Genomic DNA, 26131 nt, shown 5'->3' with positions numbered 1-26131 from the left:
GTGAGGGGATCTCTGTTTTTGTTGTGCGCTCACTGTATGCAATAGAAAGATTGGATGTCCATAGAGTTGTATACAATCATTTCCACAAGATACCCGGCATCGACGTTACAAAAATCCATTCAGCCGCCCTGCCCCAAGGCTTGAAGCCGTGCCCACAAGGATCTGAAAAAAATGCTCAACCGCACGCTGCGCATCCACTCTGCGGCCATTTGCTACTTCGATATGGTCCGCCGCTGCCATTCGATCCGCGAAGCTGCGCGCCGGCTGAACGTGGCGTCGTCGGCGGTGAACCGGCAGATCCTCAAACTTGAAGACGAAGTCGGCGCGGCCTTGTTCGAGCGCTTGCCCGGTGGGTTGCGCCTGACCGCTGCGGGGGAAATCCTGACCCGCCATGTCACCCTGGTGTTGCAGGATGTGGAACGGGTGCGCGGCGAACTCGAAGGCCTGAACCAGGTGCAGACCGGGCATGTGGAAATCGCCACGGTGGAAGGCGCGACAGTGGAGTTGCTGCCAGCCGTGCTCAAGCGCATGCGCCAGCGCTACCCGGCGGTGACCATCGGGGTGACCGTGCAGGGTTCACAATCGATTCCGGCGGCGGTGATCAACGGCCAGGCAGACCTGGGGCTGGCCTTTGCCCTGCCACGCAGTGCGGAAACCACACAGTTGTGTGTCGGGCATTTCCGCCTGGGTGCGTTGGTGGCACCGGGACATCCACTGGCCTCACACGCCAGCGTCAGCTACACCCTGTGCGCTGAACACGGGGTGATCCAGGCCAACAGCGAGCTGTCGATCCATCACCTGATTGCCCCGCTGCACAAACGTTCGCCGGCTGCGCACAAGCCGTTGCTGCAAAGCAATTCCATGGAACTGGCGCGGCAGTTGGCGCGCCAGCAATTGGGGGTGGCGTTCCAGACGCGGATCGGGATCGAGGCCGATTTGGCCAGGGGTGAGTTGCTGCACATCCCCTTGAGCGACCAGGGCGGGATGTTCAGCGACCTGGGGCTGTATGCGCGCAAAGGTCGGGATTTGCCTACGGCAGTGGAGTCGATGGCCCACCTGATCAGCGAGGAAATCGCTTTGCGCGAACGCGAAGAATCACCCTGTACACCGTGTATTTCCTGACCTTCAGGCCAGCTTCAGTGCTGCCGATTCGGCAGCAGCCCAGTCGATATTCTGTTCTTTGAGCAGCACGGCGGTTGTGTCGATACTGCGCCCGGCGGCCCCTGCACGGCTGCCATGAGCCAAACGCCAAAGGAACTAAAACAATGAAAAAGGCACTGCACGGCGCAACCGTATTACTCACACTCCTCGGCGGCGGGGAGGCTGTCGCGGTGGAATGGATGAACAACAGCGTAGGATTTCGCTACGGGCAACAGTTCACCAATCCGAACAACCCTGACGAGTTCAGCAAGCGCATCTACAGCTTCACCCACGCCAGCGGCTACCAGTACGGCAGCAACTTCCTACATCTCGATGTATTCCTGTCCGACAGCCGCGATCCGCGCAAGGGCACCGATCACGGTGGCAGCGAGGTGTATGCGGTCTACCGGCACCAGTTGTATGCATCACGGGTATTCGACATGCCGCAGGGCACCGGGCTGATCAAGGATTACGCGCTGACCCTGGGGTTCGACGCCAACCGCAACAACAACCTGGCGTCGGCGAAAAAACGCGCCCTGGTGATCGGGCCGACCCTGAAGTTCAATACGGTCGGGGTGCTGGACCTGAGCCTGATGTACTACAAGGAAAACAACCATTCCGGCATCCCAGGCGCGAAAGATCCGAACCACACCTTCGACGACACCTACATGCTCAACCTGACCTGGATGCGCCCGTTCGAGCTCGGCAACCATGGGGCGAAGTTCCAGGGGTTCATCAACCATGTCGGCGACAAGGGCCACGACTACAACAGTCGCGACACCGCCGCAGAAACGCTGATGCGCACGGCACTGATGGTCGCCGTCCGGCCGGGCAAAAGCGTCAAGCCCAACCTATACCTGGGCGTGGGCTACGAATACTGGCATAACAAGTTTGGCGTGGACGGCGGCCGTGGCAGCCGCACCTCAACGCCAACCCTGAATATGGAAGTGACGTTTTAAGCTGCCGCCAACTGCGACTCGTCCGACTTGGGCCGCGCCAGCCAGTAACCCAACACCGCCAGCGGCGCGGTCGCCAGCATCACGATCACCGTGACCAGCAATGGCTGCTCCAGCAACGACGACACCAGCAGGCTGGCGACAAAGCACAAGCCCAGTTGCAGGGTGTTTTGCAGTGCCGCAGCCTTGCCGGAGTTTTCCGAAAACGGCATCAGCGCATTCGCCACTACAATCGGGTAGCTGGCGCCGTTGACCAGGGCCATCAAGCAGAACGGAATCAGCAAGGTGGTCAGCGTCGGCACCGTCAAGGTCGCTACCAAATACAGCGCCACCATGCTCACGCAATACGCCACCAGCAACCAGGGCAACAAGAGTTTGCCCTGGAACCGTTGCAAGGCGCTGCGGCAACTGTAGCCACCCACCAGAAACGCCAGGGTCGGCAGCACATAGCTCAGGCCGATGTCATTGGGGCTGTAGCCCATGCCACCGAGAATAAACGGCGAGGCCGTGAGCCAGGCGAAGAAGCTGGCGGAGCACGCGGCGAAGATCAGCACATTGCCGATGAACACCCGCGACTTGAACAGTTGCCCGTAGCTCAGCCGGGCTTTTTCGCCGTCGGCGGCCAGGCGTTTGGGCATGGATTTGAGAAACAGGGTCGGTAATAGCAGCAACAGCGAGATACCCAGCAACACGGCGAAGATCGCCTGCCAGCCCCAGTGATTCAATACCACCGCGCCCAACAGCGGCGCCAGCGCCGGTGACAGGGACATCAGCGGCATGATGCTGGCAAACACCCGGTGCGCCTTGTCAGCCGGGTACCGGTCAATCACCAACGCCTGCCAACTGACTGCGGCGCTGCACACCCCAATCGACTGTACAAAACGCAAGGCCAGCAGTTGCGGCGCGGTCTCGACCCAGAACATCCCCAGGCAGCCGAGCACGAACAGACTCAGGCCGGCCAACAGGATCGGCTTGCGCCCCAGGCGATCAGACAGCGGGCCCCAGAGCAGTTGCCCCACGGCAAAACCGGCGAGGAAGATGCTCAAACTGGCCCCCACCGCACCGGGGGAAATCTGCAAGTGTTCGCCCATGGCGCCGAACGCGGGCAAGTACATATCCATGGCCAGATAGCCGAGCATGCTCAGCCCCGCCAGGTACCAGGTGAAACCAAAAGAGTTTTTCATTGAAGCCTTGTTAATCCTGCCATCAAACAATTTGCTGACTGGCGCCTATTATGAGGCTGACAGTTGCGCTGTGAAGCGATAATAATTGAACACTCTTATCAATATTTTTGAAGGCAATGCCCATGTGGTCCGAATACTCCCTGGACGTGGTGGATGCCGTGGCCCGTCACGGCAGCTTTAGCGCCGCCGCCCAGGAACTGCACCGCGTACCCTCGGCCATCAGCTACACCGTACGGCAAATCGAAGAGTGGTTGGCGGTGCCGTTGTTTATCCGTCGCCACCGGGATGTGGAACTGACCCCCGCCGGCCGCCTGTTTATCGACGAGGCCCGTGGCGTGATGAAAACCATGCTGGGCACCCGCCGACTGTGCCAGCAAGTGGCCAATGGCTGGAGCGGCCAGCTGAAAGTGGCGGTGGATTCCATCGTCAAACAGCAACGCTGCCGGCAACTGGTGCTGGATTTCTATCGCCAGTTCCCGGAAGTGGAACTGCTGCTGGAGTACGAGGTGTACAACGGTGTGTGGGATGCCCTGGCAGACGAGCGCACCGATATTGTGATCGGCGCCACCAGCGCGGTGCCGGTGGCCAGCCACTTCACGTTTCGCGACATGGGCTTGTTGAACTGGCTGTGCGTGGTCAGCGCCCGGCATCCGCTGGCACAGGTCGAGGGTTTGCTCAGCGACGATCAATTGCGGCCCTTTGCGTCGCTGTGCATGACCGACACCTCACGCAACCTGCCCAAGCGCGACACCTGGACCCTGGATAACCAGCGACGCCTGGTGGTCCCCAACTGGGCCTCGGCCATGGATTGCCTGCAGGACGGGCTGTGCGTGGGCATGGTCCCGGCGCACCTGGTGCAGCCATTGATCGACAGCGGCGAACTGGCCGCCCTGGAACTGTCCCGGCCCTTCCCGGCCAGCCCGTCCTGCGTGGCCTGGGCCCAGGACAAACTGTCACCGGCCATGGCCTGGCTCCTGGACTACCTGGGGGATAGCCAGACCATGAACCAGGAGTGGCTCAACGGGCCCGTTTCACAGTAACCGAGCGATGCCCCGCACAATCATGGGCGGCCTGGGGTGAAGAGCTTGGCCACGCAGGCGCACCGATAGCCCGTCGCTGGCGGCCATGGTGCCCAGGGTGCGGCCGTGGAAGGCATGGGCATCGTGATGCTGCCCGACGCGCTGGTTGGCGCCGACCTGCAGGCCGGCCGGCTGGTGGCGCTACTGCCAGGCTATCAGTCACCCTCGCGCTCGATGCACCTCTTATATGCACAGGATCGCTATCGCCTGCCCAAGCTGCGGGCCTTCGTCGACTTTGCGATCGAACAATGGGCGCGCTAGAAACTCACTCCCAGGGCCTGTAGCTCACGACGGGTCTGCGCGGGTGATACGTGATGAATACCGTGCCAGCCCAGGGCGCTGGCGGCATGGGCGTTTTCGGCCACATCGTCGATAAACACCAGCTCCTCGGGCTGGATATCCGGCAGATGGGCGCACACCTGGTCGAGGCTGGCATGGTAGATCGCCGGGTCAGGCTTGATTAGCTTCACCTCGCCGGACACCACGATATTGCGAAAGTGTTTCAGGAAGGGATAGTTGGCGCGGGCGTAGGGGAAGGTTTCTGCGGACCAGTTGGTCAGGCCGAACAGCGGCACTTTGGCCTCATGCAAGTCTTCGAGTATCGCCACGCCGTCGGCGAGCGGGCCGCGCAGCATTTCATGCCAGCGGTCGTAGTAGGCCCGGATCAGCGCCTCATGTTGCGGGTGTTTGGCAATCAGGCTGTGGGTGCCTTCAGCCAGGGTGCGTCCAGCGTCCTGTTCGGTATTCCAGGCCTGGGTGCAGATGTTCTCGAGGAACCATTGGCGCTCCTCGTCACCGGTAATCAGTTTGCGGTACAGATGCTGCGGGCTCCAATCGAACAGGACACCGCCAAAGTCAAAAACTACTGCACGAATCGTCATGAAGATCCTCCGTTAGCCGAGTGTGATAACGGACGCAGTCTGGCACACCGAGGTCAAGAAGGGGCAAGCAAGGAAAGGTAGGACGGCTCCTAAATGTGAGCTTTTGTAGGAGCCGGCTTGCCGGCGAAAAACCCGAGAACGCCACGGGGCGCCAGGCACCCCGCGTAATCGTTGACGATTTTCGCCGGCAAGCCGGCTCCTACAAGGGGTTAAGCCTGGACCAGACCTTCGATCTTCACGGTCGGATTGACGTCAGCGTCGTAATCCACGCCATCAATCTCAAAACCGAACAGGCGCAGGAACTCTGCCTTGTAGCCGGCAAAATCGCTGATCTCGTTGACGTTGTCATCGGTCACCTGGTTCCACAGCGCCGCCACGGCGTCCTGGACTTTCGGTTCCAGCTCAGCCAGGTCGGCACGCAGGCGGCCATCGGCGTCAAGCTTCGGCTCGCTGCCGTACAGGCTGTCCTTGAACAGGCCGTAGACCTGCTCGATGCAGCCTTCGTGGGTGCCCTGCTCTTTCATCACCTTGAACAGCAGCGACAGGTACAGCGGCATGATCGGGATCGCCGAACTGGCCTGGGTAACCACGGCCTTGAGCACCGAGACACGGGCATCGCCCTTGAGTGCGGCGAGGTTGTCGCGCAGGGTCAGGACTTTCTTGTCGAGGTCTTTCTTGGCCTCGCCGATGGAGCCATTCCAGTAGATATCCTGGGTGAGCTTTTCGCCCAGGTAGGTGAACGCGGTGGTCTTGGCGCCTTCGGCCAGCACGTCGGCGTCACGCAGGGCGTCGATCCACAGCTGCCAGTCTTCGCCGCCCATCACTTTGACGGTGCCGTCGATTTCTTCCTGGGTCGCCGGCTCCAGCGTGGTGTCGACCACAACGCCCTTGTCGGTGTTGATCCCACGCAGGGTCACGGCCTTGCCGATCGGCTTGAGGGTGGAGTTGTGCACCACGCCCTGCGGGTCGGTACGGCGTGGCGCGGCCAGGCTGTAGACCACCAGGTCGATCTTGCCCAGGTCTTTCTTGATGGTTTCGATGGCCAGGCGCTTGATCTCGTCAGAGAACGCATCGCCATTGATGCTCTTGGCGTACAGGCCTTTTTGTGCGGCAAACTTGTGGAAAGCGGCGCTGTTGTACCAGCCGGCAGAGCTGAGCTTGCCTTCCTCGCCTTCTTTTTCGAAAAACACACCAAGGGTGTCGGCGCCACAACCAAAAGCGGCACTGATACGCGCAGCCAGGCCGTAACCGGTGGACGCACCGAGCACCAGGACTTTCTTCGGGCCGCCTTCGATGGCACCGTGCTGGGTCACGTAGTCGATCTGCTCTTTGACGTTCGCTTCGCAGCCAACAGGGTGGGCGGTCACACAGATAAAGCCACGAACCCGCGGTTTGATGATCATAAAATTTCTGCCTCTTCCAAGGTGCCGATGGCCAATGGTGGCCATTACGGCGTCAATCGTACTGGTCTATGACGTCCGAAAAACCGAAGCGTCACGATAGTCGCAATTCTTCTGTTCGCAAAATCCAATCCACACTGGCCAAAGGCACTATATTTTTCCGACAAGGGCGTGAATTCAGCAAATTCTGCGGCATGATGAGGCAGAGCGGAGTTTGCGTCCTGCCTGTAGGGCAGGGAAAATGCCCGTCCTGTGCGACCGTATTCGGCGCTCGTCATCCTCATGCCACTGGCTGTTCAGCGCCCGGTGGCTGCGCTTTCAGGGAATAAGAATGCCTCAACGCCAAGTCATCAATGCCTCCGTCAGCCCCAAGGGCAGTCTCGAAACGCTGTCGCAACGTGAAGTCCAGCAACTGAGCGAAGCCGGTTCCGGCAGCATCTATACGCTGTTTCGCCAGTGCGCCCTGGCAATTCTCAACACCGGCGCCCATATCGACAATGCCAAGACCATCCTCGACGCCTACAAGGACTTTGAAGTACGCATCCATCAACAGGATCGCGGCGTGCGCCTGGAACTGTTGAACGCGCCCGCCGACGCGTTCGTGGATGGCGAAATGATCGCCAGCACCCGGGAAATGCTGTTCAGCGCCCTGCGCGACATTGTCTACACCGAAAACGAGCTCGATAGCCAACGCATCGACCTGAGCACCTCCCAGGGCATCACCGACTACGTGTTCCACCTGTTGCGCAACGCGCGCACCCTGCGCCCGGGTGTCGAGCCGAAGATCGTGGTGTGCTGGGGCGGGCACTCGATCAATACCGAAGAATACAAATACACCAAGAAAGTCGGGCACGAACTGGGCCTGCGCAGCCTCGATGTGTGCACCGGTTGCGGCCCGGGCGTGATGAAAGGCCCGATGAAGGGCGCGACTATTTCCCACGCCAAGCAACGCATCACCGGCGGGCGCTACCTGGGCCTCACTGAGCCTGGCATCATCGCCGCCGAAGCGCCGAACCCGATCGTCAACGAACTGGTGATCCTGCCGGATATCGAAAAACGCCTGGAGGCCTTTGTGCGTGTCGGCCACGGCATCATTATCTTCCCGGGCGGTGCCGGTACGGCCGAAGAATTCCTGTACCTGCTGGGCATCCTCATGCACCCGGACAACCGTGACGTGCCCTTCCCGGTCATCCTCACCGGGCCAAAACAGGCAGCGCCGTACCTGCAACAGTTGCATGCGTTTGTCGGCGCGACCCTGGGTGAGGCGGCCCAGGCCCACTACCAGATCATCATTGATGACCCCGCCGAAGTCGCCCGGCAGATGACCGCGGGCCTCAAGTCCGTCAAACAGTTCCGCCGCGAGCGCAACGATGCCTTCCACTTCAACTGGCTGCTGAAGATCGACGAAGGCTTCCAGCGCCCGTTCGACCCGACCCACGCCAACATGGCCAGCCTGCAACTGAGCCATGCCCTGCCGCCCCATGAACTGGCGGCCAACCTGCGTCGGGCGTTCTCGGGGATTGTGGCGGGTAACGTCAAGGACAAGGGTATCCGCCTGATCGAACAGAACGGCCCGTACGAGATCCACGGCGACCCGAGCATCATGAAGCCGCTGGATGAGCTGTTGAAGGCGTTTGTGGAGCAACACCGGATGAAACTGCCCGGTGGCGCGGCGTATGTGCCGTGCTATCGCGTGGTGCAGTAAGGCACATCGCCAGATCATAGGTTGGATTGCTTTAGGGCTGTCTGATGGGTGTCGAGGGTATGAAGGCGGACTAGGGTTTTACCTATTCAGACCAGCGACACCTACCATAGCGTCCAGGACCTCAAGGGCCTGATTCGCAAACCCGCCACGGCCGTCAGCATTGAACAGGTGAGCCAGGCAGTCGCCGCGCAGGGAGCAAAAGCGCGATGATTGGCCAAGATACCTTGGCGTTGCTGCAACGGACCTGCTTTGGTAAAACCTGTGTTCCACCGCCCTTATTAGAGACTGCCCAACGTGCGCACGCTTCTGCTCGCTGCCCTGCTCCTGACACCCACCCTCGCCCTGGCAGAAACCATCGCCTGGCCGGACCTTCCAGAGACCTGTTTCGTCAGCGGCCGTTCTGCCACCAACGACGATGTCGACAATGGCTGTGCGGCGTTTCTGATCAATGTGAAAGGCAAGGCGGCAGGCACGCCCATCAAGCTGGATATCCCCCAATACGCCATGCACGTCGAAGCAGTTACAGGCAAGGAGACGCCGGTGATCATCATCCAGGCGGAAGAGAACGGCGAGATCAAGGCGGTTGGGTACAAGGAGCTAGGTACCGAACAATTGGGGGCGGCACTGCTCAAGGAAGTGCGGCTGCTGGGAACGAAAAAGCCGGGCTAAAGCCAGCCCAGTTGCGCTCCAATAAAGCTCCACAATCAAAAAACCCGCTGACCGTTACCGGTTCAGCGGGTTTTTAACTGTCGATTCAATCCTGTCTCAGGACTGTGTCGACCGCTTACAGCGCGATGTCAGCCGCCGGCTTGCTCGGCTCGGCCGCAGGCTTGGCAGCCTCGGTCGCCTGTGGGGCAGCCATTTGCGGAATGGCTGGCGGAGGCGTCAGTTGCAGAACCTTGGCAGTGTAGGCCCATTCTTGCGCAACGCGCTCAGGGCTGCCGTTCAGCTTGGTGCCATAGCTCGGCACGATCTGCTTCAGCTTTTCCTGCCAGGCCGGAGTAGCGACCTTGTCCTTGAACACTTTTTCCAGCACGGTCAGCATGATCGGCGCTGCAGTGGACGCACCTGGCGATGCACCCAACAGGCCGGCGATGGTGTTGTCGGCGGAGCTGACCACTTCGGTACCGAGTTTCAGGACGCCGCCCTGCTCTTCGTCACGCTTGATGATCTGCACACGCTGACCGGCTTGCCACAGGCGCCAGTCTTCTTTCTTGGCGTTCGGGAAGTACTCTTGCAGCGCCTTGAAGCGGTCGTCATCGGACTGCATCAGTTGGCCAGCGAGGTACTCGACCAGTGGGTATTCACGAATACCGACTTTGGTCATTGGCCAGATGTTGTGGGTGGTGGTGCTGGTCAGCAGGTCCAGGTACGAGCCTTCTTTGAGGAACTTGGTGGAGAAGGTCGCGAATGGGCCAAACAGGATCACGCGCTTGCCATCCAGCACGCGGGTGTCCAGGTGCGGTACCGACATCGGTGGCGCGCCAACCGAAGCTTTACCGTAGGCCTTGGCCAGGTGCTGCTCGGCAATCGTTGGGTTCTCGGTCACCAGGAACGAGCCACCCACCGGGAAGCCTGCGTATTCCTTGGCTTCAGGAATGCCCGACTTCTGCAGCAAGTGCAGGGCACCGCCGCCCGCGCCGATGAATACAAACTTGGCGTCGGTCTCGGTCTTGCTGCCGTCTTTCAGGTTTTTGTAGCTGACACGCCACGAACCGTCGGCGTTCTTGGTGATGTCCTGCACTTCGCTCGACAGTTTCAGGTCGAACTTGGGTGTGGTCTGCAGGTGAGCGACGAACTGGCGGGTGATCTCGCCGAAGTTAACGTCAGTACCGATTGGTGTCCAGGTCGCGGCGATTTTCTGGTTCGGGTCACGCCCTTCCATCATCAGCGGAACCCACTTCTTGATCTGTACCGGATCTTCGGAGTATTCCATGCCAGCAAACAGCGGGCTCGCCTGCAGCGCTTCGTAACGCTTTTTCAGGAACTTGATGTTGTCATCGCCCCACACAAAGCTCATGTGCGGAGTGGAGTTGATGAACGAACGCGGGTTCTTCAGAACGCCTTGCTGAACCTGCCACGACCAGAACTGGCGGGAGATCTGGAACGCTTCGTTGATCTCGACCGCTTTCGGGATCTCAACGGTGCCGTCCTTGTTTTCCGGGGTGTAGTTCAGCTCAGCCAGCGCCGAGTGACCGGTACCGGCGTTGTTCCAACCATTGGAGCTTTCTTCGGCGACGCCATCCAGGCGCTCGACCATCTCCATCGACCAATCCGGCTGCAGCTCATTGAGCCATACACCCAGGGTCGCACTCATGATGCCGCCGCCGATCAGCAGCACATCGACTTTCTTTGCCTCTTCCGCCTGGACGGAAGTAATCCCCATCGACAAAGCCAGACCCAGCAGGGCAGTGTTCACTTTTTTAAACATCGTAGCACCTATGATAAAACGCCTTCCGCCCTACCGCCCTCGACCTTCCGGCAACCGTGGTGCGCCAAACATCAGGCAACGTCTGGCGGGTTCCCGTACTCGCAAGTACTGCAGGGTGGGCACACAAGGCCGACGTATCGACCTCACTTTTATGTCCCTTCTGCGCTGACTTCTTATCATTATTGGCTTCAGCTACCTCGGCGACAGCTACCCTGCCGGTACGCATTCGGGAGTGCGTACCAGAGAGAGAATAGACCAAGATGGCGCGCAGAATATCATGCTCCGGCGGGATCGGGCGTCTGTTCTGGACTTGACGGTCGTGTTGGCAACAGGCTCAGCGCCACCTCGACAGACTGGCGAAGACGCTCAGGTGTAACGCCATCCCTCGCCTGGATGGAAATACCGTGCAAAAAGGTCGCATAAAAGTCCCCCAGTGCCTGCACGTCGGCACCCGCGCCAAGCTCGCCGCTTTCCTGCCCGCGCTGCAACCTGTCGATAATCGACTGGGTACGTTGCAGGCGGTGCTCGCGCAGCCATTGCTGAACCTCGGCGCCGTCCGGGCTGGTACTGCTTGCGGCACTCACCACCAGGCAGCCGCCGGGCCGACCCGATTGCGTGTAAGTGCTGATGGCATCGTCCAGCATGCCCCTGATCGCGCTTTTCAGGTCTGCCTGCGCCAGCGCATAGTCGGCAAAACCACCCTCGCCGCTTTCATATAACGCCACCGCCTCACGGAACAGCGCCTGCTTGCTGCCAAAAGCGGCGTAAATCCTCGCCGAGGCAATGCCCAGCGCCTCAACCAGCGCCGACATGCTGGTACCCTCGTACCCTTGCTCCCAGAACAACAACATGGCGCGCTGCAATGCCGCTTCCCTATCAAATTCGCGCGGACGTCCGGCCATTAATTGCTTACCTGTGGGTGTGATTTCATCACTTTAACCCATATCGAGTTGACGGTAATGAATGGACGGGCCTATTCTTTGTCAATCGACAAACAATAGGAACACATGATGCGTACGCTTAAAGGACCCAGTTTGCACCTGGCACAATTCAGTGCCGCCGAGCCGCCTTTCAACAACCTGGAGAACATCGCTCAGTGGGCCAAGGCGCAAGGCTTCAAGGCGCTGCAGATTCCGGCCTGGGACAGCCGACTCTTCAATATCGAACTAGCCGCGCAAAGCCAGGCGTACTGCGATGACATCAAGGGCATGCTCGGCGACCACGGCCTGCAGATCAGTGAATTGACCAGCCATATTTTTGGCCAACTGGTGGCGGTGCATCCTGCCTACGACGCGTTGTGGGACGCATCCATTCCAGCACCGCTGCGGGGCAAACCACAGGCCCGTACCGAATGGGCGATCGAACGCATGAAATGGACCATCACGGCCTCGCAACGGCTTGGCCTTGAAGACCTGGGCACGTTTTCCGGCTCCCTCGCCTGGCCCTATCTGTTCCCCTTCCCGCAACGCCCGGAAGGTCTTATCGATGCTGCATTCGATGAACTGGCCCGACGCTGGCGACCGCTGCTGGACCTTGCCGACGAGCAAGGCGTCAACCTCTGCTACGAAATCCACCCCAGCGAGGACCTCCACGACGGCACCAGTTTCGAGCGTTTCTACGAACGGGTTGACCAGCATCCGCGCTGTCGGATCCTGTTCGACCCCAGCCACTTCGTGCTGCAACAACTGGACTACTTGAGCTACCTCGACATTTACCAATCGTTCATCCGCATGTTTCATGTCAAGGACGCCGAGTTCAACGCCACCGGCCGCCAAGGTATCTACGGTGGCTACAGCGACTGGGCCAACCGTGCCGGGCGTTTTCGCTCACTGGGTGATGGCCAGGTGGATTTCAAAGGCATTTTCTCCAAACTCGCCCAATACGACTATCCGGGCTGGGCCACGCTGGAATGGGAGTGCTGCTTGAAAAACCAGGAGGACGGAGCCCGCGAAGGCGTCGAGTTCATCAATCGACATATCATTAAAGTCACCGACCGGGCCTTTGACGACTTCGCCGGTGCGCCGGTCGATCAGCGGCAGATCCAGGCCATGCTCGGCCTTCAGCACGAGGCACGACCATGAACGCTCGCACCGCCCTATCCCTCGATACCAGTGACGATTTCACACACCACTACGTGCGAATCGACGGCAAGAAAATCCACTGCGTCATGGCCGGCGCCGGGCAACCGGTGTTGCTGGTCCCGGGCTGGCCACAAACCTGGTACGCCTTCCGGCATATCATGCAAGCCCTGGCAATTCAGGGCTTCCAGGCCATTGCCGTCGACCCGCCAGGCCTGGGCAACTCAGACCGTCCTGCACTGGGCTTCGACACCGGCAATATTGCCGACGTGCTCCATCGGACGATGCTGGGGCTCGGCATCCCGCGCTATCACCTGGTCGGGCACGATGTCGGCATGTGGATCGGCTATGCGCTGGCAAGTGACCAGCCACACGCCGTGCGCACACTGACCGTAACCGAAGCCGTCATACCCGGCCTGGCCCCACCGCCGCCGATTTTTGTTGCGCCGGAACAAAACATCTTCCTGTGGCACTTCCTCTTCAACCAGATCCAGGACCTGCCCGAAGCCCTCACCACCGGGCGGGAGGAAACGTACCTCAACTTTATGTTCGACCGCTGGTCATTTCACCGCGACTCCGTTGCGTCCGACGTCTACATTCGCGCCTATTCGACACCCGGTGGCTTGCGCGCAGGGTTCGACTATTACCGCGCGATTCCCGAAACCATCCGGCAAAACACCGAGCGCGCTACCCGCATGCTGGAAATGCCGGTACTGGCCATCGGCGCCGAACATGCCACTAACGACGCCCCCCTGGTGACGCTCCAGGGGCACGCAACCGACCTGCGCGGGGCGATCATCGCCGATTGCGGGCATTTTGTGATGGAGGAGGCACCGCAGGCATTCGTGGAACATCTGCTTGGTTTTCTGCAGGCGCATCCTGAAAGCTAAAGGCTCAGGCCAGAGGAGTGACGGAACAACCTCGGGCGTGCTGGAATCAGGAAAGTCGATGGGAATCATCAAGTTTTTATGGTTTTCAGCCCTGCCCAATTGTCGATAATCGCGCCTACTCAAAAGGGAAGCGCGTATCCAGATGACACAGGCAAAAAGCTATACAGCCACGGCAAAGTGGCTGCACTGGAGCATGGCGCTCATCTGGATTGCCGCCTGGCTGGTGGGAATCGTGGCCGTTCACTGGCGCGATGAATTAAACCCGCAGCATCAACTCACTTTTTTACACAAGGCGATGGCTAGCACCCTGCTGTTGCTTATCGTCCTACGTATCGCCTGGCGCCTGACCCATGCAGCGCCGGCGATGCCCGACACCATGACACCGATGGTCAAGCGTGCTGCGCTCATTGGCCACCTGTTGCTGTATATCGTGGCGCTAGTCGGACTGCCGATATCCGGCTGGTACTGGAGTTCGGTGGCGGACAAACCCATCCTGGTTGCCGGCTTATTCCTGCTACCGCCGCTGGTGGAGGCGGATAAGAGTCTCTATGACCTGGCAAAGGCAATTCATACCTACAGCGCGTGGTTATGCGGTGCTCTTGTGGGAGGGCATGTGATGGTGGCGCTGAAGCATCACTTTGTTGATAAGGACAAGGTACTGGCGGGGATGCTGCCGGGGCGCGTCGACTGATGTGGGAACGCCCCGGATACCTGGCCTCAACGAGGCCACTCCGTTCCTGATAAACTGATCGCCCTTCGCCTTCCCCGTCCAGATACTTCAATGCCCCTACAAATTGCATCAATGCCACTTTCCCGCCGGTTTTCGGTTGCGCCGATGATGGATTGGAACTACTAAGCCAAAGAGTCTTTAAAACAAAGGCCTACAGCTCACCCAGCTTTAGCTCGTACCACTTATGTACCACTGGACTCCTTTCGATCCATACCTACGCCCTGACTAGCCGCCTTAGGCATCAGGCAGATAACGGCCAGAAGCGGACGTACGCGACACGAGCTTGGTTGCCCCTTAATCTTTTTTGTGAGAGGTTGAGGGACGCTGATTCATCAAGGAAGATCATGGACATTCGATCGACAGAAACAGAGGATTGGATGCTACTAAAGCAAGTCCGACTCGCCGCGCTTTTGGACACGCCAACGGCATTTGGTGTCAGTTATCAAACTGCTGCCGCATACACTGATGAACAGTGGAAAGTTAGAGCCTCATCAACCGGAACAGCATTTTGGCTGGCACTCGACAAAGGTAGACCTGTCGGAATGATCGGTGCCGCAGTCAATAGTGCACATCGCTTTAACTTGATAGGAATGTGGGTTGATCCTGCTGCCCGGGGCTCAGGAGTAGCAACTCAGTTGGTAGAAGTTGTGAAAGCTCGCGCTACCGCGGAAGGCTTTGATCGCGTTTTTCTCGACGTATCGCCCGACAATGCGAGAGCCTCGAACTTCTATCTCAAGCAAGGTTTTATTTTCATGGATGAATGGGAGCCGTTAGAAAGTCATCCGTATATTACGGTTCAGACGATGCTCTGGATCGGAAGCTGATTCACGAGTTCGCTCTTAGCCGGATGTCCCTTAGAGGTCGGCTCCTGCACGTCACAACGGAAAGAAACCGGCCAATTTCTATCGACGCTGACCGGCCGCTTAGGGTCGATTGCTGCCAGTCAGGCGCAAAATCACCAGCTTTATCGGTGATGGATTGGAACACTTAAATCTACAGACCTTAGAGCCCGGCACCTGTGGCATGACTCAAAACCACTCGTACCACTTTCGTACCAACACAATTCCAATACTCAGGGCCTGCCCCTTTTCACAGGCTGTAGCGATTCTGTGCGCTGTCACTGCTATGCTTGATCACTGCCAAAATAGGTCAGTCGTAAAGTGATGAGTTCCCCACGGCGATACACGCTGAGGATGTAGACATGGAAGTGCTGCGCAATATCATCAATGAGCAACTCGAGCTGCTTCGCCTCACGTTGTACGTGACGACTCAGGGCCCTCTGGAGTACAGCGGAGAGACGTACAACTGTACCCTCTCAGAAGAAAAGCAGAGGACCTCACAACCGATCGCAATGGCCGCAGGACAGACTGTAAATACGCTACTTAAGTGCTCCGACTGGAGAGGAGTACCGGTTCGGGATCTCTATCCTCTAGCGCGAAGCTGTATTGAGTCGTTCATAAATGCATCTTTCCTGCTGGCGGAAGACGATGCAAAAGCCGAGCGTGCAGTCCGGTGGTTGAAGTATCGTGCTTGGAAACAACACAATCGTAGCGTTGGGACTGGGACGTTTTCCCTACATATCTCCAACGATACCCCTGCCCCCGAAGAAGCAAGCGAGTTCACGAGAAGGGGCGTGTCTCGTGAATGGAGCGAATACGACACACCTACCCGATTGAGAAGAGTGGCCGAACTCGCTGGTGGTAAGGCTGGCTCGCGCTTGCTGGCAGCCTATGCGCTTGTCTACTCCACCTCTTCAGAAATCATCCACGGATCCCCCTACGGCGTGAGCTATTTTTATCAAGCATACCTTCCGCCCGACCCCACCGTGGAGGACTTCCCAAAAGCAACACAGCTACAACTAGAGGATTTACTTTGTGCGGTCTGCCATGCTCTCGCCGGTTATTTATCTTGCAGTACTAAGGTTTTGGGACTTAGGCAGATGTATACCGCCGAACAACGACTTTTCAACCGGCTTCTAGCACACGAAGGTGTTGAGCCTCAAACAGTGGAAGATATTACATAAGATTAATTATCAGCCAGGAACGTTTTTTTTAAATTAGTTGAGTGCACACCTTTAATCAATTTCGGTCGGCAACGCTCGAAATCACCAGCTTCAGAGGTGATTAATTAGACCAGCTAGGAAGTGAAAAACGAACCCCTTACAAAACCCGCAAAGAATATAAAACCACACCCTATTCCTTATTTATTATACACCTTAGCCTTTTGCACCAAACAACACTCACTGCAGTACAACTAAAAAAGAAAAAGACCATGCTCACAATACTATCTAATTGGTTCTCAGATCCTAAAAACTGGGGAGCATTACTGATAACAGCGCCGATAGCAATCTTGGCCTTATTCGTCGCCATTAAAAACTATCAGCGAAAGTCAGGAATATCGATCCGAGGAGGATTTGGAATTGCATCAAGCTCAAGATGCGAAGAAAGCTACGTGTCACATATAGTACTAGAAAATCTAAAAGATCGAGCAGTTACAATATACGGTATTTTTTTAAAAGTAGGGCACAATTTTTATATCGATTTAGAAAGCCATGAAGACAACCCGCTTGTCTTGAAGCCCTACGAAACATACCACAGGACGATGGGGGAAATAATTTTCTATAGCGTTAACACGAATATAATAAAAATGGAAAAACTTCTCCAAGACAAAAAAACAAAAAAACGTTTAGTACTTTCAACAAGCGAAGGTAAATATATCGTACCAAAGGAAGTCAAAAGATGGTCGCCTGTAGGGGATTTTTTTAGAAACTATCTGACTGGAGTAATACGAACCGTTAGAGTTTCTCACAACAAAAAAGACATAGGTGGCAATGTCCGATTTATAGTCGACATAACTAATACTGACGGAGACATAGAAACCATTGAGCTAATGAGCGACGATTACCAGCTAGTCATTTTCAAAAACTTTATACTTACGGAGGAAAGCCTTTCAACCAAAGAATCTTTGGAGAATTTCCTGCAAGAAAAATTGGAAAACAACCTTATTTCTAAAGGATCATCTATCAAAGTCTATGATTTTTATGAACATAAGAAAAAAATAAACGAGCTATATCGAGGCGAAGCAATAGAAGCAGAGCGCTATAGCGCCTCCTATTACTACGTATTTGGCAAGCTCTATACTATTTACTCAAACCTTAAAACCGCCAGAGCAAACAAACGCATCCAGTCAGAAAACAATAAACGTAGAGATTGATTCGCTGTTGGACGGCAAGTAAAGGTTTGTACACTCTGAGCAGCGAGTATTTAAGGATGTGAATTTAAGATAAACTCCTTCCGTTTAGCTGTCGTTTAAGATCAGTTGTGTTTGCCTTTCGGCATTGTCCGGCGTGGGAGCCAGTCATCGGCAGCAGGATTGCCTGTAAGTATGCAGAGCATCCTGCGGCTTATGAAACCTCCTTCATTTTCCCTCTCGCGTGCAAGATCCTCCACTCCACCTGGATATCTGATTTTAAAATTGATTACACTCAGCTCCTTATGGAAATCTGCTAGGCTTCCTGCTGGAAAGTGCAAGGTTATGACCTGTTTTTTAGACACTCGCGTGGTGCTTATTTTTTCTGGTTCGGCCATAGACCAGGTCCACATGCCATGAATTAGCGCGTTTCGAGATTCATGCAGGCGAGTGATATTTTCGAACTGCTGCTCTAACAATACAGCACGCTCGCCCTCTTCTACTTCGGCAACCCGAGCTTTCCATAATTCCAGTACCTTGAGAAAATTTAGGTTATTCATCACCCTTGGTAACTTCTCGACATCTTGCACATCGAAAGTTGCAATTGTCTGTGCAAACACTTCGGACTCAAGCGCCCCCCAAAGAGCAATGATCCTGCCGATGAGTATCGCTTCTTTGTCAGAGAGCGGAAGGTCGTAAAGTTCGATCAAATCATTTTCACTCATGGGTGAATTCTCTCAATATTATCGGTGGGGAGGTAGACTCTCTACGCCTGTCGTAGGCGCATAATCGCATTTGCAATCTCTTTGGCATTTGTATCCAGAGCTTCCATGGCACCGGCTGCATTATATGCAGCACTCTCTACTCCATTCTCTGAAAGCCATTTAGTGACCTCCTCTATTGCAGCAGCAAGAGCATGCTGATTATGCAAAAGCAAAGTCAAAGCATCTGCCGTTGCGATGTTGGATACTGAGTTTTCTGGCATGTAAGTCATCCTTGGCGAGATTTCTGCAAAAGCATAGCTCATCTGGCCGCTAGTTTAGGTCACTAAGCCATCCTGGACTAACTTTCCGTACCAGAAAATAGCATCTACCCCTAATCTTCCCATGTGGTCATTTTTTCATACGATCAAAACCAGAAACTCTATTTTATATAATTAAATCAGTTAGCTAGCCTTGATCAATCTGCAGTGAAGGAGAAATTCGAAAGCATCCGTCCCCCTGATCTGTCAGCCGACTCCCCTGAATACAAGGGCTCCAGCGGTGCCAGTTGCGCAAAAGCATGCCCACTCCATTCCCACGCGCATCAGCATGCACCTCAGTACGCGTGCGCATCACACGTAGAGGGGCCTGAAATTCAAAATCTAGAGGGGGCACAAAAAGAGTAACATAAGTAATCTTGACCGTTTTTTACGCTCAAACAATTGATATTTAAGGGTTTTATATTTAGAGCAAAAGGTAATTTTTAAGTAATATTGAAGTAATCTGATTACTCTTTACAAATGTAATTCCCCACTTTTATAAAACCCTTTAAAATCAATAGCTTGACAAAAAATTACCTTTTCAATTACTTCTCTGTTACTCCTTTTTGTAATCTCTTAACCCACGAAATACGAGGGCTCCAGACCGTTTCCGTGGGGAGATTACTGAAATTACTCTTTTTGAGACTCCCCCCCTCCCCATAAACAACATAGCCTCCAAGGCCCTTCCACAAAATACCCCCTCGGTGCAGGGTTCCGCAGGTATTTCCGAGTTCGGAAATCGGAAAGCGGCCCCTAGCCAGCGCCGTGTTGAGGGGGTTGCAGGTATGCAGAAAAAGCGACCCATTTAGCCCGCAGGCGAGGTGGGGGGACGACGGCGCGCGCCAGGTGCAGATCGAGTTGCCGATCGCTGCCAGGCTGGGCAAACTGCTCGATGCCACATCCTGGACAAGACTTCGCAAGGAACGCATCGATGACCATGCCCATACTGTTTGAGTTTGAAGCATTGCCGGTGCGAGTCGTGACCGAAGAGAACGGAGAGCATTGGTTTTGCGCCAAGGATGTTTGCACGATTCTCGGCTACAGCAACTCAAGACAGGTGATCAGCGACAACTGCCGCGAGAAAGGTGTCCGTAGGACGGACACCCTTACGGAAAAAGGTAAGCAGGAACTGCAATTCATTGATGAAGGCAACCTATACAGGCTCATCATCAGAAGCAGGAAGGAAGAGGCTAAGCATTTCGAATCATGGGTTTGCGACGAGGTACTTCCAGCTCTGCGCAAGACCGGCAGCTATCAATTGGAAAGCCGCTCGACAGCCTCCGCGCGCATTGCTAACCACCGACTTCGCTTATCGTTAGGCAAAGAACTCCATCGCACCCGAGACCCAGCGCTGCGCACGCTCATTCACCAACAACTGGCTGACGTGTCCAATGCATTGGGCCTACCTACCCCGGATATCGACAGTTTAGGTCGCACCGCGCCCACCGTACCGGATGTTCTTAGGACCTTTTGGGAGGCTTTGAATTTACTCGACAGCAAAGGCGTGGACTATAACCACACTGCTCGCTCAAATACCCTGGCCATCAATCTACGAGAGCTAACCCGCTTGCTCAGCGAGAACGGCCGAACGCTACAAATCGACACCGTCCAACGCCAAGCCATGTGGCAAAGTCAGAGCCCCCGCTGCCTGCACAAGAACCATGCTGTTCACAGTCGACTAACCGGAAAGATCATCAAATGCTGGGTGTTTGAGCGACAGGCTGAATGAGGATGGGTGCAGAAAACTCGATTATTTAGTCGGCAGGAGAGGTGCGGGGACGACGGCGGTTGGTAGGAACTGCTCAGATTACGGAACAAGGCGTTGACTGGCTTCACCGCGTCTTCAGGCTTTTATTTAGTTCCGAGAGCCCGAGGTACACCGAAGACCTGGTCGGCGTGTAGCCGCCTGTGGAGTGCATCCTGGGGGAAAACGGTGGGCCCACTCAGGGCGCCAAGCGTCTAAGGACACTTGGCGCTCGACATCGTCGACGTGTCTATCTAAGGCCGAAGCAGAACAGGCTATTATTATCGTAGTGATAGAAACACATCCCTGAAGAGTCGTTTTTTAGTAGGCGGACATACGAAGTACTCCCCTCCGAGAGTTCCAGCTGCCTATCTAATATAATAGGAACTCCAAGCTCACTTAATAAAGTGCGCAGTCCATCCGTCACAACTTGCTTTTCGATGGACATATAGGCGTATGCGCCCCAAATAGGAGTAATATCCCCGGTCACATATAAGTACTCCGTTTCTCCCGCCTTTTGCCAAGTCGAAGTATATTGAAACGAACGGTGTCCCAGCGTCATAGTTTCAACATTATTTATCACGCGCTCATTTTTCAAAGCATCATCTTTCTCGATGTATATTGCAGTGCGCATTTTATACTCGACATTTTTTTCAACGCCCCATTCTCGTAAATAAACTGCCAGTGTAACCAAGACCAAACTACAGACCAGAACAACCAAGAACATAAACTTTTTGAAGCTCATGATTCCCCTCCTGCGCGCGACAGGCAATTCGCAACAGCATAATCTAACGGTACCGAGATCGGCACTGTAAAAGAGCTGAAACCTGCGGAAACATAGCATACAACCCTATATCTTTTTTCATGAACCCTAACCATGACCTTCCCATAAGCCCCCATAGGAATATTTTTGATTTGAGCCTCCAAAGGAGCCGCAATATCTTTTTTTAATGAAATAATAAACTCAACATCAAGCTCTCCAACATTAAATTTTGTAATTCTTAGAGGATCCCTAGTTAAAATCTCAAATTCCGGCTTAAGCAAGTAGATCAAGGAAGCCAAAAAAAACAAAAAAACAACTGCCCTCAACAAACGCACAACAACGTGCTTCCGGCCTCCCCTCTCAAAAGACTTGCTAGTTCTCTCATCAACCGTAAAAGTAAGATCTGCACTATTAACTTCTACATCCAACTCCTGAACCGGATGCTTTTCAACACTGAGAGAGCCAACTAAAAAATCCGAATTAAACATATAGCCAGCTTTTGGGCTAGTGACAATAATTCCATGCCCATCTGCACCAAAGAAAGACCTTATATTAAAAATAGCCTGCGCCAAGCTACCAGTTGCCACTACACGCCCAGGCCAACCAAATAGAATTAGCTGCTCCTTGTTAAACACTTCTCCCGACCTAGAGATAAGTTGATACAAGACCCTAATCTCCGCTGTACCCAGGTTGCAGATGATAGGCTGCTCCTCGAGATCTCTCACCCTCAACCTTTTTTTAGGACCGTCAAAAAACAAACGAGCCCACCTCTTCTTCCCAGAGTCCATATAGACTGTAAAAACTTCAACCCCCACACCTATTTCCTGATCAGGCATAGCCGTTTCTCACTCTAGATCGGACTCAAAATCAATATAGACGATACTGAAGCAGTAGAAACGCAAAGGAAACCCCCGACTACAAAATCTCTCTCACCCCCAAGCAAATAAAATTAATAAACGATCAATGATTTGACCGAGCGTTAAACAACCTCCAAATTTGACGTAACGAATTGTGGAGCAACGAACATGCAAAATAAGTCGAACGCCAATAATGCCAACAGTTTTGTCGAATACGACCAACTGTCGAAGGATTACCAACAGCAGATCCTCGATTTAAACAAGCGACAGTTAATTCCTGCACACTCGTTTAGCCAGGTTTTTAGCGCCGCGCTTGGTGATCGCATTATCATTAGCAATCTTCCCTCGAGCCCAGCCCACAACTCATCAAGTTTCTGCGATAAAATCTCAATCGAGATTACCTCAACAAGCAAAAACTCTATTAACCTCAAGCTAACCATCAGCAACAACACTTTTCTAATAGAGAAACAATTACCAGCAAAGAGCTAAGCCAGTTCCAAGAACTGGCCACACTTCAAAAACCGAGCATTTCAAAGACTATTACAGTTGACTCGTATAAAAACCGGCTTGCCTTATCTGGATACCTAGAGATACTGGAGCTTGCCCATCCATCAATAGAGGCAGAGCACAAGACATTCACAACTTACGCTTAACTTCTGAGCTGGGGCAATTATTATGCATTCACAATCAAGACATATATCAAGGTGCAACTTCACCACCAACCAATGGATTAATTAAAAAGCCCTCCATTGCATATCGACCACCTTCAGTCCTCCAGCAGGCTTCTAACTATTGAAAACTTGAGAAGGAGATCCGTCACTGACACTAGAAATTCTTGAGATGTATAATGCGTACTCCCCTCATCGTCCCTCTAGGTTTCAGAAGGTCTTAGGACTGTGCTTGCGACCGGCACAACAATAAAAATTATGCCTCGCAGTAAAATTATAAACCAACGAGTCCAGGAAGATGGTACTTCACCGCTCCTATAGCCTTACATGACAATGAGAGAATTATTCTCGGTTACAATTTAGTTAAGTCACCATCACCTCACAACGTATTTTTTATACAGCACCTGCAATATTGCATAGGGTCTTTAAACCCTCACCAATCCGGGGTAGCTATCAAAAAAGCAACAACCCCTCATTATTCTCAAAAACCTCAGATGGATTCGCTAACTTCATAAGGTTTGAAGCGCATTACCTCCTCCCCAATCCAGTCATTCAACTGCGTCATTCGCGCCTGAATCGGCTCCAGTTCATTGGCCGCATAAATCTGCGCCGCCTCCCTGATCGACCCAAATCCACCCGCGTTCTGCGGCACGATGCCCATGAGCTGCGGCGGAATGCGCAAGCTGGCCAGCACGTCATCGCGGGTCTGGTTTTTGATCGAGTTGAATTCGTCCTTGGCCGTCACTTCGCTGACCGGGATGATCTGCAGGCCGTCCTTTTTGCCGTTCGGCGAGTACACGAACAGGTTGCGGAAGTTGCCAGGCCCCTTGGAGTCCTTCAGTGCCTTGCGTAGGGAATCAACGTCCGCCTCGTTCTGAGCGGCGTCGGTCATGTAGAGAATGAAACCGGCATGGCTGCCGTTCTCGTAATACTTGCGGCGAAACAGCGTGGCGGATTCATTCAGCAATGCCGACTGCAACGCACTGATCCACTCTGGCAGCCCATACACCTCCTGGTGCAGATCCGCCTCGCGTAGATGGAAGACCGTGCCCGGTTCAAATTCATGTTCTTCGTTCCACCCCTGAACCATGAACTGCCGACCATCCTTGCCAGAGCGCATGTACTTCGCCAGCGGCGGTACCAGCTCACGCACTGGGCCGAGCATTGAGCGGCGGGCCTCCAAGTACCCATTACCCAGGCAAAGGAAGTCCAGGGCAAACTGTTCAAACGCCGCCCGCGATAGCAACCGGTGCGGGACGAAGGTCTTACTCAACAGGTTGCGCTTGAACATCAGACCCGAATGCAGATGCACGCTGGAACCCACCGACCGCGCCAGGCCATCCAGCGACAGAGGTGGCTCGTACCAGCGCCCGTTAAACCAGCATTCCAGATAATCAAACACCTCCCGACCGCTCAGGACCGGCGAAGGGTCACCGAAGCTGAACGCCTCGATCTTGCCCTCACTGCGCGGGATAAACTCCTGCGTTGTCACTGCGGGCACCTGGGCCATCTGTTTGGTACTTCTGCGGCGGTTCGACATCAAAAAATCTCCATCCGCCCGGTGTTGGCAGTGGTCTGCCCCTCCAGCGGTTCATTGTGCAATGCGTGAAAGAGCGCCCATGCCAGGTCGGCATGGCCGGTGTTATCGTTGCGGCCGGCGGTATAGGTGAATTGGCGACCGCCTGCGGTGATGGTCTTGCGAATCGCCATCAGCGACTGCGCCATGTCAGTCCAGCCGGCGTCGAACTCCAGCCGGCCCCGGTGGATCACGTCGTAAGCCTTGAGCACCAGGCGCGTCTTGACCTCGGGCGAGTAGCTGAAGGTGGTGACGTTGGGGAAGAATTGGCGAACCAGCTGCGCCACGCCGCTGCCCAGCCCGGTAACGTCGATCCCGATGTAGGTCACCCAGTAACGGTCGCAGACAGCTTTGATGACGCTGGCCTGGGCCGCGAAGTCCATGCCCCGGAACTGGTGGCGTTCCAGTACGCGGAATTTTCCACCTGGCACCAGCGGCGGCGCGACCACCACCAAGCCTGAACAATCACCGGTTTCAGCGGGGTCATAACCCACCCATACCTGGCGGTCACCGAAGGGCCGTATGGCAAACGGCTTGTAGTCCTCGGCCCACTCGACCCAGCTGTCGACCATGCATGGCTGCAGCACGGTCAGCGGGAAGATGCTCGCGCCGTCGTCGACGAACTCGCACATCAGCAGGTTGGCGAAAGCCTCGGGACTGTACTCACGACGCAGTTCTTCAATGTCGAACAGGTCGCAACCGCCCTGCTCCGCATCGAGGATGGTGACAATCTGGCGCCACAACCGATCCTCACAGAGCCGCCCCTGTTGGAGAGCCCCGTGGGAGACGTCGACTTTGGTATGTTGCGCCGCTGGTTTACCTTTGTTGAAGCGCTCACCGGTCCAAAAGGTGTAGGCCTCATGTGCCATGGTCGATGGCGTCGAGAAGTAGGTTTTGCGCCACTTTTTGTGCATCGCCATGCCCGAGGCGACCTTGTTCAACTCCTCAAACTTGAAGGTCCAGAAGAATTCGTCGAAATAGAAGTTGCCGTGGTAGCCCTGGGCCGTCCGAGCGTTGGTGCCGAGGAAAAACAGCTCGGCGCCGTTCGGTAACACGATGGGATCACCGGTCAGCTCGACGCCGATCACCTCACGCGCAAACGCCTGGATGTACCCACGAAACAGATAGGCCTGGTTCTTCGACGCTGACAGGAAGATTTGATTGCGCCCGGTTTCCAGCGCATCAATGAAAGCCTCGCGAGCAAAGTAGTAAGTGGCACCGATCTGCCGGCTCTTGAGGATGACGCGAGTGCGCTGATTGCCTGCCCGATGCCAGTCTTTCTGGTAATCGAAGCAGCCATCGATAAACGCCTCGCGCAGCAGCTCAATCTGGTCTTCGCTGATGTCGTTTTTCGGAGTCTTTTTCTTCGGTCCTTCGTTGCGTTTGGCAAGGTTCGGGTTGAGTTCGGTTTCGGTACCACCACCCTGGAAGCGCTGAATGCGAGCCTGGCGCTCCAACTGCCGGTGCAGCAAATCAATCTCTTTGAAGTCGCCGCTGCTCTTCCCCTCCTTGAGGATCAGTTGCACCAGCCGTGCTTCCAAAGCCCCGCCGATCCGTTCAACGTTGTCGGCCCGATCCCATTCGTCACGGGCCTTCCAGCTGTGTAGCGTTTTTTCCTTTTCGCCCGTAGCCTCGGCGATCTCGCAGATACGCCAGCCCATCCAATACAGAAACTTGGATTGGCGCCGGGGATCGATGGGGAGCAGTTCGGTCGTAGTCATGGCCGCGATGCTGCCGCCCATGCCTGCGAGTCAGTAGCTCCGCCTCTTGTAACAGCCCTTCCTACAATCCCGCCTCGTTGCCGCAACTCGCGCGCGTCACGACCATGCCCCTCATTGC

Annotated in this window: 24 protein-coding genes and 2 pseudogenes; 15 read left to right on the top strand and 11 right to left on the bottom strand. The window is 55.3% G+C overall.

What is annotated here, in order from left to right; translation table 11 throughout:
- Window positions 1-171: 171 nt before the first annotated feature.
- Window positions 172-1122, top strand: a complete 951-nt coding sequence (locus tag ACO77H_RS08550; RefSeq protein WP_172313130.1) for a LysR family transcriptional regulator — start codon at window positions 172-174, stop codon at window positions 1120-1122.
- 143 nt (window positions 1123-1265) lie between these two features.
- On the top strand, window positions 1266-2099 hold the full coding sequence (locus tag ACO77H_RS08545; RefSeq protein WP_169953330.1) for a nucleoside-binding protein: 834 nt from the start codon (window positions 1266-1268) through the stop codon (window positions 2097-2099).
- Here the strand turns inward: ACO77H_RS08545 and punC are convergent.
- Entirely contained in the window at window positions 2096-3280 is a 1185-nt protein-coding gene (gene punC / locus ACO77H_RS08540; protein WP_170043401.1) for a purine nucleoside transporter PunC, read from the bottom strand. The two genes, ACO77H_RS08545 and punC, sit on opposite strands and share 4 nt — an antisense overlap.
- A 122-nt stretch (window positions 3281-3402) precedes the next feature.
- On the opposite strand from punC, the gene punR reads away from it, so the two are divergent.
- Together punR and ACO77H_RS08530 are read left to right on the top strand one after the other, a co-directional pair.
- Complete coding sequence (gene punR / locus ACO77H_RS08535; protein ID WP_169953328.1) at window positions 3403-4320, top strand: DNA-binding transcriptional activator PunR; 918 nt, start codon at window positions 3403-3405, stop codon at window positions 4318-4320.
- A gap of 99 nt (window positions 4321-4419) precedes the next feature.
- Window positions 4420-4620, top strand: a pseudogene (locus ACO77H_RS08530) (LysR substrate-binding domain-containing protein); the annotation flags it as partial.
- Here the strand turns inward: ACO77H_RS08530 and ACO77H_RS08525 are convergent.
- Complete coding sequence (locus tag ACO77H_RS08525; protein ID WP_170043400.1) at window positions 4617-5240, bottom strand: HAD family hydrolase; 624 nt, start codon at window positions 5238-5240, stop codon at window positions 4617-4619. The pseudogene ACO77H_RS08530 and the gene ACO77H_RS08525 overlap by 4 nt on opposite strands.
- 209 nt (window positions 5241-5449) lie before the next feature.
- Window positions 5450-6643, bottom strand: coding sequence for an enoyl-ACP reductase FabV (gene fabV, locus ACO77H_RS08520; RefSeq protein ID WP_432755277.1), 1194 nt, complete (start codon window positions 6641-6643; stop codon window positions 5450-5452).
- 328 nt (window positions 6644-6971) lie between these two features.
- Between fabV and ppnN the strand changes: the two genes are divergently transcribed.
- From ppnN to ACO77H_RS08505, 3 genes and pseudogenes are all read left to right on the top strand, one after another.
- Window positions 6972-8345, top strand: coding sequence for a nucleotide 5'-monophosphate nucleosidase PpnN (gene ppnN / locus ACO77H_RS08515; protein WP_169954154.1), 1374 nt, complete (start codon window positions 6972-6974; stop codon window positions 8343-8345).
- 108 nt (window positions 8346-8453) lie between these two features.
- A pseudogene (locus tag ACO77H_RS08510) lies at window positions 8454-8555 on the top strand (AbrB/MazE/SpoVT family DNA-binding domain-containing protein); the annotation flags it as partial.
- Window positions 8556-8639: 84 nt separating this feature from the next.
- Entirely contained in the window at window positions 8640-9014 is a 375-nt protein-coding gene (locus ACO77H_RS08505; protein WP_169954155.1) for a hypothetical protein, read from the top strand.
- A 115-nt stretch (window positions 9015-9129) separates the two neighbouring features.
- On the opposite strand, the gene mqo is transcribed toward ACO77H_RS08505, so the two are convergent.
- A complete protein-coding gene (gene mqo / locus ACO77H_RS08500) occupies window positions 9130-10776 on the bottom strand; it encodes a malate dehydrogenase (quinone) (protein ID WP_169954289.1) in 1647 nt (548 codons plus the stop codon).
- Between the two features lie 275 nt (window positions 10777-11051).
- On the bottom strand, window positions 11052-11678 hold the full coding sequence (locus ACO77H_RS08495) for a TetR/AcrR family transcriptional regulator (protein WP_169954157.1): 627 nt from the start codon (window positions 11676-11678) through the stop codon (window positions 11052-11054).
- Between the two features lie 108 nt (window positions 11679-11786).
- Between ACO77H_RS08495 and ACO77H_RS08490 the strand changes: the two genes are divergently transcribed.
- The 6 genes from ACO77H_RS08490 (at window position 11787) to ACO77H_RS08465 (ending at window position 17687) form a co-directional block, all read left to right on the top strand.
- Window positions 11787-12857, top strand: a complete 1071-nt coding sequence (locus ACO77H_RS08490) for a sugar phosphate isomerase/epimerase family protein (RefSeq protein WP_169954158.1) — start codon at window positions 11787-11789, stop codon at window positions 12855-12857.
- Complete coding sequence (locus ACO77H_RS08485) at window positions 12854-13744, top strand: alpha/beta fold hydrolase (RefSeq protein WP_432755276.1); 891 nt, start codon at window positions 12854-12856, stop codon at window positions 13742-13744. Before ACO77H_RS08490 ends, ACO77H_RS08485 begins: the two co-directional genes overlap by 4 nt.
- A 142-nt stretch (window positions 13745-13886) precedes the next feature.
- Window positions 13887-14435: a cytochrome b gene (locus ACO77H_RS08480; RefSeq protein ID WP_170057761.1), complete on the top strand. Its 549-nt coding sequence runs from the start codon at window positions 13887-13889 to the stop codon at window positions 14433-14435.
- Between the two features lie 383 nt (window positions 14436-14818).
- The gene (locus tag ACO77H_RS08475) at window positions 14819-15298 is read left to right on the top strand and encodes a GNAT family N-acetyltransferase (RefSeq protein WP_170043395.1); all 480 of its coding nucleotides are present in this window, start codon (window positions 14819-14821) and stop codon (window positions 15296-15298) included.
- Between the two features lie 377 nt (window positions 15299-15675).
- Window positions 15676-16497, top strand: a complete 822-nt coding sequence (locus tag ACO77H_RS08470; RefSeq protein WP_432755275.1) for a DUF5677 domain-containing protein — start codon at window positions 15676-15678, stop codon at window positions 16495-16497.
- A 248-nt stretch (window positions 16498-16745) separates the two neighbouring features.
- Complete coding sequence (locus ACO77H_RS08465) at window positions 16746-17687, top strand: hypothetical protein (protein WP_432755274.1); 942 nt, start codon at window positions 16746-16748, stop codon at window positions 17685-17687.
- Window positions 17688-17788: 101 nt separating this feature from the next.
- Here the strand turns inward: ACO77H_RS08465 and ACO77H_RS08460 are convergent, their stop codons facing one another.
- Window positions 17789-18388, bottom strand: coding sequence for a hypothetical protein (locus ACO77H_RS08460; protein ID WP_432755273.1), 600 nt, complete (start codon window positions 18386-18388; stop codon window positions 17789-17791).
- A 41-nt stretch (window positions 18389-18429) separates the two neighbouring features.
- Complete coding sequence (locus tag ACO77H_RS08455) at window positions 18430-18648, bottom strand: hypothetical protein (RefSeq protein WP_432755743.1); 219 nt, start codon at window positions 18646-18648, stop codon at window positions 18430-18432.
- A gap of 967 nt (window positions 18649-19615) precedes the next feature.
- On the opposite strand from ACO77H_RS08455, the gene ACO77H_RS08450 reads away from it, so the two are divergent.
- On the top strand, window positions 19616-20413 hold the full coding sequence (locus tag ACO77H_RS08450; protein WP_432755272.1) for a BRO-N domain-containing protein: 798 nt from the start codon (window positions 19616-19618) through the stop codon (window positions 20411-20413).
- 265 nt (window positions 20414-20678) lie between these two features.
- Here ACO77H_RS08450 and ACO77H_RS08445 read toward each other — a convergent pair whose 3' ends face one another.
- Both ACO77H_RS08445 and ACO77H_RS08440 read right to left on the bottom strand, forming a co-directional pair.
- Window positions 20679-21173 (bottom strand): hypothetical protein, encoded by a 495-nt coding sequence (locus ACO77H_RS08445; protein ID WP_432755271.1) that lies wholly within the window; start codon window positions 21171-21173, stop codon window positions 20679-20681.
- Window positions 21170-22027, bottom strand: coding sequence for a winged helix-turn-helix domain-containing protein (locus ACO77H_RS08440; RefSeq protein WP_432755270.1), 858 nt, complete (start codon window positions 22025-22027; stop codon window positions 21170-21172). The genes ACO77H_RS08445 and ACO77H_RS08440 overlap by 4 nt, the downstream gene beginning before the upstream one ends.
- A gap of 189 nt (window positions 22028-22216) precedes the next feature.
- Here ACO77H_RS08440 and ACO77H_RS08435 point away from each other — a divergent pair, with 189 nt between their 5' ends.
- Window positions 22217-22537: a hypothetical protein gene (locus ACO77H_RS08435; RefSeq protein ID WP_432755269.1), complete on the top strand. Its 321-nt coding sequence runs from the start codon at window positions 22217-22219 to the stop codon at window positions 22535-22537.
- 669 nt (window positions 22538-23206) lie between these two features.
- Here ACO77H_RS08435 and ACO77H_RS08430 read toward each other — a convergent pair.
- Window positions 23207-24256, bottom strand: a complete 1050-nt coding sequence (locus ACO77H_RS08430; protein WP_432755268.1) for a phage portal protein — start codon at window positions 24254-24256, stop codon at window positions 23207-23209.
- Window positions 24256-26013, bottom strand: a complete 1758-nt coding sequence (locus ACO77H_RS08425; protein ID WP_432755267.1) for a terminase ATPase subunit family protein — start codon at window positions 26011-26013, stop codon at window positions 24256-24258. The genes ACO77H_RS08430 and ACO77H_RS08425 overlap by 1 nt, the downstream gene beginning before the upstream one ends.
- Between the last annotated feature and the right edge of the window lie 118 nt (window positions 26014-26131).

The organism is Pseudomonas sp. WMBT8 (assembly GCF_050916005.1).
Classification (GTDB): Bacteria; Pseudomonadota; Gammaproteobacteria; order Pseudomonadales; family Pseudomonadaceae; genus Aquipseudomonas.
This window is presented reverse-complemented; position numbering and strand designations above follow the sequence as displayed.